This is a genomic window from Actinomadura logoneensis, assembly GCF_003428695.1.
In the GTDB taxonomy this organism is placed as follows: domain Bacteria; phylum Actinomycetota; class Actinomycetes; order Streptosporangiales; family Streptosporangiaceae; genus Spirillospora; species Spirillospora logoneensis.
In genome coordinates this window covers 1-4,508 of sequence record NZ_QURH01000811.1, presented here as the reverse complement: position 1 = coordinate 4,508, position 4,508 = coordinate 1, and the positions used below count along the sequence as shown (strand labels likewise).

5 protein-coding genes are annotated in these 4,508 nt (G+C 74.9%); all 5 read left to right on the top strand.

Going from position 1 to position 4,508, the window contains the following annotated elements:
* The coding region (locus DZF91_RS27905) for an ATP-binding protein (RefSeq protein ID WP_117360112.1) at positions 1 to 1,648 on the top strand (1,648 nt) is incomplete at its 5' end.
* A gap of 106 nt (positions 1,649 to 1,754) precedes the next feature.
* Positions 1,755 to 2,159: a roadblock/LC7 domain-containing protein gene (locus DZF91_RS27900; protein WP_117360111.1), complete on the top strand. Its 405-nt coding sequence runs from the start codon at positions 1,755 to 1,757 to the stop codon at positions 2,157 to 2,159.
* On the top strand, positions 2,156 to 2,509 hold the full coding sequence (locus DZF91_RS27895) for a DUF742 domain-containing protein (RefSeq protein WP_117360110.1): 354 nt from the start codon (positions 2,156 to 2,158) through the stop codon (positions 2,507 to 2,509). The genes DZF91_RS27900 and DZF91_RS27895 overlap by 4 nt, the downstream gene beginning before the upstream one ends.
* Positions 2,490 to 3,155: a GTP-binding protein gene (locus DZF91_RS27890; RefSeq protein ID WP_117360109.1), complete on the top strand. Its 666-nt coding sequence runs from the start codon at positions 2,490 to 2,492 to the stop codon at positions 3,153 to 3,155. Before DZF91_RS27895 ends, DZF91_RS27890 begins: the two co-directional genes overlap by 20 nt.
* The gene (locus DZF91_RS27885) at positions 3,152 to 4,417 is read left to right on the top strand and encodes a cytochrome P450 (RefSeq protein ID WP_117360108.1); all 1,266 of its coding nucleotides are present in this window, start codon (positions 3,152 to 3,154) and stop codon (positions 4,415 to 4,417) included. The genes DZF91_RS27890 and DZF91_RS27885 overlap by 4 nt, the downstream gene beginning before the upstream one ends.
* The last annotated feature ends 91 nt before the right edge of the window (positions 4,418 to 4,508 follow it).

The window sequence follows — 4,508 nt, the reverse complement described above, 5'->3', positions numbered from 1 at the left end:
GCTCGCCGAACTGCCGCCGCCCGCCGACCCCGGTCTGCGCCGCGTCCTGCGGCTGACCGCGCACGACGCCGCCGCCCGGCAGCGCGACGCCGCCACCGCGCAGGCCGCCCTGAACGGCATGGAGGACGAGGTCGACCGGATCATCGGCGAGGCCATGCCGGTGATCGTCGCGCGCATCCGCCGAGACCGGGTCGGGCCCGAGACCGTCCTGCCGGAGGTCGGCGAGCCCGAGTCCCCGATGCTGCGCCGGCTGCTCGCCCGCGTGGTGGACGACCTGGCTACCGGGGAGCGCGGCAGCGCCGCCGCGATGATGTCGTGCGCGAACGCCGCCGCCCGTATCCAGGCCGCCTGCACCCGGCTGCTCGGCGACCTGCGCGATCTGGAGCACCGCTACGGCGACGACCCGGTCTTCCACGACCTGCTGGACATCGACCACGAGGTGTCCCAGGCCGGACGCATCGCCGACTCGATCGCGCTGCTCGCGGGCGGCCGGTCCGGACGGCGCTGGACCAAGCCGATCGTGATGGAGTCGATCCTGCGCGGCGCGATGGGCCGCATCCACGACTACCGGCGGGTCAAGCTGCACTTCACCACCGGCTCGGCGATCGCCGGATACGCCGCCGAGGGCGTCATGCACTGCCTCGCCGAGCTGATGGACAACGCCGCCTCCTTCTCCGCGCACAACACCGACGTGCACGTGTACGTCGAGGAGGAGGACGCCGGGATCGTCATCACCATCGAGGACAGCGGCCTCGGCATGCGGCGGCGCGAGCGCGCCCGCGCCGAGCGCCTGGTGAACGAGCCGTCCGACCTGACCGCGCTGCCCGGCACGCGGCTCGGCCTCGCCGTCGTCGGCCGCCTCGCCGCCAAGCACGGGCTGCGGGTCAGCTTCCGGCCGTCCTCGCGCGGCGGCACCGCCGCGATCGTGCTCGTCCCGCGCCAGCTCGTCACCCAGCCCCGCCAGGACCTCCTGCCGCCGGAGCTGCGCGAGCCCTGGGACGGGTCGACCCGTCCGCCGCTCGCGGGCACCGCCACCGACCCGCGCGACGACGCGCTGCCGGCCCCGGAGCCGAAGCGGGAGCGGAAGCGGGCGGCGGAGCGCCCGGCGCTCACGACCGACGACCCGCTGTTCGGCACGGCCCTTCCCACGCCGTCCCCCGCGCCGGACGACGCGTCCGGCGGGAACGGCGAGCTTCCGGACGCCCGCGGCACGGACCCCGCCGCCCGGGACGAGGACGGTGACGACGACGAGGGGTTCGAGCTTCCGCAGCGCAGGCGCGGCGCGACACTCGCCAAGTGCCCCGACCCGGTCGTGTCCGCCGTCGTCCGGGACGACGAGCGGCCGGCGCCCGGCGCGCGGTTCGCGGCGTTCCGCTCCGCGACCGGCGGCCCCCGGACGGTCGCCCGCGACACCGGCGGCAACCCCGCCCCCAAGGCGGCGGAGGAGTCCCGAGCGGCCGACGAGCCCAAGGCGCCCGACGCGTCCCGGACGTCCGCCCTCATCGACACGACCACCACCACCGAGCCCCCCGCCACCGAGAACGCGTCTCCGGACGGCGGCGCGCCCGACGGCGCGTCCCGGAACGGCGCGGCGTCCTCCCCGCCGGACGTCCCCGCTCCGGAGCGGCCGGACCAGGGGCGGTCATGACCGCCCGCGCACCCCAGCGCCCGCACGGCGGACTCCCCCGGGTCCGCCCGGCACAACAGATTGGAGGCAGGGGCGGACGTCCCGTGGCGTTCCCCCCGCGATCCCGATGAGTCCCGAAGAACGCGACCTGAGCTGGCTGCTCGACGGACTGCGCGACCGCACCCCCGGGGTGCGGCACGTGCTGGTGCTGTCCAAGGACGGGCTGAAGATCTGCTTCACCAAGGACCTGGACGTCGACCGCGCCGACCAGCTCTCGGCGGTGGCGGCCGGCGTGCAGAGCCTGTCGCTGAGCGCGTCCGCCGAGTTCGGCACCGGCCTCGGCGTGGGCCAGTCCATGCTGGAGTTCGCCGGCGGGCTGCTGCTGATAGTCCCCGCCGGCGAGGGCGCTCACCTGGCGGTCGTCGCCGCCGAGGACGCCGACGTCGGCCTGGTCGGCCACTCGATGAACGAGCTGGTCGAGCAGATGGGCTCGTTCCTCACGGCCCCGCCCCGGCACGCGGCGCGGCGATGAGCGGGCGGCGGCACGAGCGGGAGGACCCGGACCGGTACTTCACCATCACCGGGGGGCGCCGGGACGCGTCCCTCGACCTGGTGGCGCTCGTCGTCGCCGAGATCGGCCCGCTGCCCGGCATGTCGTCGGAGCAGGTGCGGATCCTGCGGCTCTGCCGCGACCACCCCGTCGCGGTGGTCGAGCTGTCGGCGCACCTGGCGCTCCCGGTGAGCGTGGTGCGGATCCTGCTGCGCGACATGCTGGCCGACGGCCGGATCTCCGTCCGGCACCCGGTCTCGGCACCCGAACCCGAGGAACTCCCCGACCTGGAAACCCTGAAGCAGGTGCTCGTTGGACTCCACAACCTCTGACCCGCCCGCCGCGCCGCCCGCCGCTCCCCCCGCGGGCCCGGCCGGGCCGGACGCGTCCGCCCCGGCCCCGCTGCGCGGCACGGCCGCCGACGGCCTGAAGATCGTCATCGTGGGCGGGTTCGGCGTCGGCAAGACCACCATGGTCGGCTCGGTGAGCGAGATCCGCCCGCTGTCGACCGAGGAGGTCATGACGCGGGCGGGTGAGGGCGTCGACGAGGCCGACGCCGTCCCGGCCAAGACGACCACGACCGTCGCGTTCGACTTCGGCCGCATCACCCTCAACGACCGGCAGGTGCTGTACCTGTTCGGCGCGCCCGGCCAGCAGCGGTTCTGGTTCCTGTGGGACCAGCTGTTCGGCGGCAGCCTCGGCGCGGTCGTCCTCGTCGACACCCGCCGCATCGAGGACTCCTGGTACGCCATCGACCGGCTGGAACACCACCGGATGCCGTTCGTGGTGGCGGTGAACCGGTTCGGCGAGCGCGGGCCGTCGCTGCCGAAGGTCCGCGCCGCGCTCGACCTGGACGAGCACGTCCCGCTCGTCGAGTGCGACGCGCGGCTCCGCGAGTCCAGCAAGAACGTGCTGATCGAGCTCGTCCGCCACCTGACCGCGCTGCACGAACGTCCCGCCCGGGAGGACGCGCGATGACCGACCCCGCCCCGAACGCCGCGGCCGTCCCGGAGCACCCGGGCCACCCGCGGCCCGTCCGGCTGTACGGCCCGACGATCGCCGACGACCCGGCCGAGCTGTACCGGTCGCTGCGCGAGCACTACGGGCCGGTCGTGCCGATCCTGCTGGACGGCGACGTCCCGGCCTGGTTCGTGCTCGGCTACCGCGAGGTGCACCACGTCACCGCGAACCCGCAGCTCTTCGCGCGCGACTGCCGCCGCTGGAACGCCTGGGACCTGATCCCGGACGACTGGCCGCTGATGCCGTACGTCGGCTGGACGCCGTCCATCATGTTCGCCGAGGGCGCCGAGCACCAGCGCCGCGCGGGCGCGATCGGGGACGCGCTGGACGCGTTCGACCGCACCGAGCTCGGCATGATGGTCGGCCAGGTCGCCGACCGGCTCGTCGACACCTTCGCCGGGCACGGCCACGCCGACCTCGTCGAGCAGTACTCGCACCAGATCCCGCTGCACGTGGTCGCGCGGCTGTTCGGCCTCCCGGAGGCCGACATCCCGGTGCTGGTGAAGGACGTCGCCGACTCGCTCGACGTCGACTCCGACCCGGTCGCCGCGCACCAGCGCATCCACGCCCGGATGGTGAGGCTGGTCGCCGACAAGCACCGCGAGCCCGGCTCGGACGTCCCGTCCCGGCTGCTCGCCCACCCCGCCGCCCTCACCGACGACGAGGTGGTCATCGACCTGCTGGTGGTGCTCGCCGCCGCGCAGCAGCCGACCGGCAACTGGATCGGCAACGCGCTGCGCCTGATGCTGGTGGACGACAAGTTCTCCAACACCATGCAGGGCGGGCGCGGCAGCGCCTCGCACGCCCTCAACCAGGTGCTCTGGGAGGACACGCCGACGCAGAACTTCATCGGCCGCTGGGCGGTGCACGACTGCGTGCTCGGCGACCAGCGCGTCCGGCGCGGCGACCTGCTCGTCCTCGGCCTCGCCGCCGCCAACCGCGACCCGGGCGTCAAACCGCGCGAGTTCGGCGGCCCGGTCGCCAACCGCGCGCACATGTCGTTCGGCCACGGCGAGCACGGCTGCCCGTTCCCGGCGCCCGAGCTGGCCGAGGTCATCGCGAAGACGGCCGTCGAGGTGCTGCTGGACCGGCTCCCCGACATGGAGCTCTCCGTCCCCCCGGACGCCCTCGAATGGCGCCCGTCGGTCTGGATGCGGGGCCTCTACACCCTCCCGGTGAAGTTCACCCCCACCACCGACCTGCCCTACCTCAGCTCCTGACCGCGCCCGCGCGGACGCCAGGTTCGCGGACCGGCGCGCGGGGCCCGTGCCCCGCGCGCCGCGTCATGCCCGGCGCCGCGTCGTCCTCGGC

What these genes read in the sequence shown, in the direction of transcription:
- DZF91_RS27900 (WP_117360111.1), top strand. Translation starts at nt 1,755, where the DNA reads ATGAGTCCCGAAGAACGCGACCTGAGCTGGCTGCTCGACGGACTGCGC.
- DZF91_RS27895 (WP_117360110.1), top strand. Translation starts at nt 2,156, where the DNA reads ATGAGCGGGCGGCGGCACGAGCGGGAGGACCCGGACCGGTACTTCACC.
- DZF91_RS27885 (WP_117360108.1), top strand. Translation starts at nt 3,152, where the DNA reads ATGACCGACCCCGCCCCGAACGCCGCGGCCGTCCCGGAGCACCCGGGC.